This window comes from Haloparvum sedimenti (assembly GCF_001462205.1).
GTDB lineage: Archaea > Halobacteriota > Halobacteria > Halobacteriales > Haloferacaceae > Haloparvum > Haloparvum sedimenti.
Map to the genome: position 1 here is coordinate 19,983 of NZ_LKIR01000059.1, position 3,193 is coordinate 23,175.

At 50.2% G+C, this 3,193-nt stretch carries 2 protein-coding genes; both read right to left on the reverse strand.

Annotation, left to right across the window (positions count from 1 at the left end; all coding sequences use genetic code 11):
* The coding region (locus AN233_RS16230; protein WP_343123569.1) for a benzoate/H(+) symporter BenE family transporter at positions 1-1,047 on the reverse strand (1,047 nt) is incomplete at its 3' end.
* Positions 1,048-1,146: 99 nt separating this feature from the next.
* Positions 1,147-3,072 carry an archaea-specific SMC-related protein gene (locus AN233_RS03345; protein WP_058365435.1) on the reverse strand — a complete coding sequence of 642 codons (1,926 nt, stop codon included), beginning with the start codon at positions 3,070-3,072 and terminating at the stop codon, positions 1,147-1,149.
* Between the last annotated feature and the right edge of the window lie 121 nt (positions 3,073-3,193).

Genomic DNA, 3,193 nt, shown 5'->3' on the forward strand with positions numbered 1-3,193 from the left:
CAGCGTGCCAGGCACGGCATTAACGATGGATGTTGCTGCAGCTGCGATCAGGCCAAACCCACCGAATAGGAGTCCACCAATAACTGATGCCACGTAGCGCCCCTCTCTTGGGAACCCTGACTCTTCGCTACTCGTAATAGCGGTCATGGGACCAGCAATATTGGCGTTGTGTCCACCAAAGAAGCTGGTTACTATCCCGCCCAAGCCACTGAAGACCAGCATCGAATTAATTGGCGGGTCATATTCTTCAGCCTGAAGGACACCGATAGCTTGCATGTTCTCGGCTCCGATGACCATAATAGTCAGCGGGATGGCGATAGTGATGATCGACTCGATGGAGAACACTGGCATTACGAGAACCGGTTGAGCGAGCTCAACCGACACACTGCCAAACGAAGTGTTCCCCGTCCAGACGGCAGCACCAGTCCCAAGCACAATCGCGCCGACAATCCCGGGGATCCGTGCGAAAAAGCGGTGGAATACCAAGTACCCCAAGAAGCCAAGGCCCGCGATATATGGCGCTGAAGAGATCGAGTTGATGATATCGATCGTGAATCCGATGAGCACACCAGCGATCATCCCCATAATAATCGGACGGGGGAGTTTTTCTACGATATCACGGAACTTCCCCGAGATACCAATTATGAAGACGAGTAGCCCGGAAACAAAGTATGCCCCTGCGGCTTGTGCTAGGTTAAAGTCAGCAAGGACGATACCGACAAGCACTGCGCCGGGAATTGTCCAAGCACCCATAATCGGTTGTTTGTAGTACAGTGCCATGCCGACAGTAATGAGACCGCCGAGCACATAGATAGCGAACAACCAGGACACAGCTTGAGCATTTGTAAGCCCTCCCTGCTGCGCTGACTGTAGTATAATGAGTGCAGGCCCTGTACAACCAAAGATGGCTGCAGTAAGACCTGATCCAACCTTGTTTAGATCAAGGTATTCACTAATGTCGCGGATTCCGCTCCGGAAACCTGGTCCACTCTCTATGGTATCTGCTGGCCACCAACGTGGCATGGTCCTCCATCTATAATCATACATAATAATTGTTTCCCCAATATCTGGGGCAAACTCAATCCCAAAAATAGATTCCGGCTAAATATTTACGTAATATTTCTCCCTACAGAATTGCGTTTTCAGTTAGATGTTTTGAATGTATGAGTAGTCTCCAAGGGCTTGTGCATCCTCAGGGAGAAGTGCAACCACCAGATACGGAACGTATTCTTTGAAATAGTCCACAATACTGGCGATACGTTCTGCGTCAATTGCCTCCAACGAGTCTAACAGCATATACGGGACTACCTCATAGACCTCATGAACAAGATACCCCGCCAACGCGAACACTAACCCTGTTACCTCGCGCTCGCTTTCACTAAGGTGGTCAATCGTATCCTCATACGCAACGCCTTCATCAGTAGACCGAACAATATGCAGGTCGAAAACGGCTTGACTATCACTAGTGTTGGGGCTTGAGTCCCGCCGTTCAATCCAAATCCGTTCGAGATTGTTGTAGTCAAGCAGATCAAGAACCGTATCCATATGTTCATTGAATTCTGACACAGCATTCTGCTCAATGTCTGTGATACGCGTGCGAAGCGTTTCGAGTCGATTGTTTACCTCCTCACGACGTTCCTCCAGGGAGCTACGTTCCGAGAGATCCGATTCAAGATCCTCAATTTCAGTATTGACATCGTTGAGGTCCGAACGGAGATCCTGAATGTCGACCTCAAGTTCGTTTGCGTGCTTGTTCAGCTCAAGAATCCGATCTTCCTCAGCATTCAGTTCCTCTAAGTTCGCCTCTAGTTCCTGGATCTCGTTTGTAGTCTCCTCCCGATTTTCGCGAAGATCCGCGATAACACGCTCCTGTTGGTCAAGCCGGTCCGAGATTTGTTCGAGGCGATGCTCGATCTGTTCGCGGCGTTGCTGGTGTTCCTCCAACGTCTGCTTCTCACCACGGAGATCTTCGAGATCCGATACCACCTCCTTCCGTTCGGCCATCTTGTCCTCGCGAAGCGCTTCGAGGTTTTCCAACGTCTCTGTAATATCAGAGCGTTCGATATCCGAGCCACATGTCCAGCAACGGAGTTTCTGATTTTCCTCCATGAGTTCATCGGTGATATGGTTGGAGTCAGTGACCAACGCCTCCCGCAACTCCGAGTCGGCATCTTCCATTATGTCGCGATTGAACTGGATTACGTTTTGGAGGCGGTCAATTAGGGAATTAAGCGTGCGCTTTCGCTCCCGGAGCTCGCCAATTCGTTGGCCAAGGTTGCTAATTTCGCGAACTGACGTTGAAAGGTTCTCACGCTCCTCGCGGAGATCTTCTCGTTCTTGCTTCAGTGCGTTTCGTTGTTCTGTTTGGGAGTCAAGTTTCCGCTGTACTTGATCGAGTTCGGTGCGTGCATCATTCAGCTCGGCGAGAGTCTTCTCGAATTTATCACGCTGCGCGCGAGATTCATCTACATCTCCGTCAAGACTTTCAAGTTCCTCACGGACCTCCTCCAGCTCTGACTCCTTCTCCGCTAGCTCCGTTTTCAGGGACTCCCGTTTCTCTTCTAGGTCCGGAAGTCGATTTGCACGTTTCTCAAGAGCGGCCAGTTCGTCATCAATACGATCTTTCTCTGCTTCCGCTTCTCTGATTTCGTTCTCAATAGCTTCTGTATCAACTGGCCGCATAATGATATCACGAAGATCGTGGGCTTGTGCGATAGCCTGCCGGGCTTCGTTATCTTCCAAGAGAAACGCAAAGAGATCTGCAAGAGTAGCATCATCTAAGTAGGGGTCACCGTCCGTATTCACAGTGCCATTCTCTCTGGTGAATGTCCGAGTATATGTTTCGTCCCCAAGTCGCAGTTCAACCCGTCCTTCATCTGCATCCCCTTTGAGCTGGGCGCGATCACTTCCCATCGCGGCCATGATCGATCGCAATAGTGATGTGCGATTTGTCGCATTCCGGCCTTCAAGGACGTTTACCCCCGGAGAAAGCGTTACAGAGGTGTTCTCAATACCGCCCAGGTTTTGAACTTCCAAAGGGGCGCTCGCTTCCGTTGTGATGATTGGCGTCATAATCAACGATAAACAGTCCAGTTCCAAAACTCTATCCACCCTCAATCAGGATGCTCAGGTTGTATTTGAATATTATAGGGTTTGGTCACCGACGCTGTTTACCGCTAATCTAGCAATAACC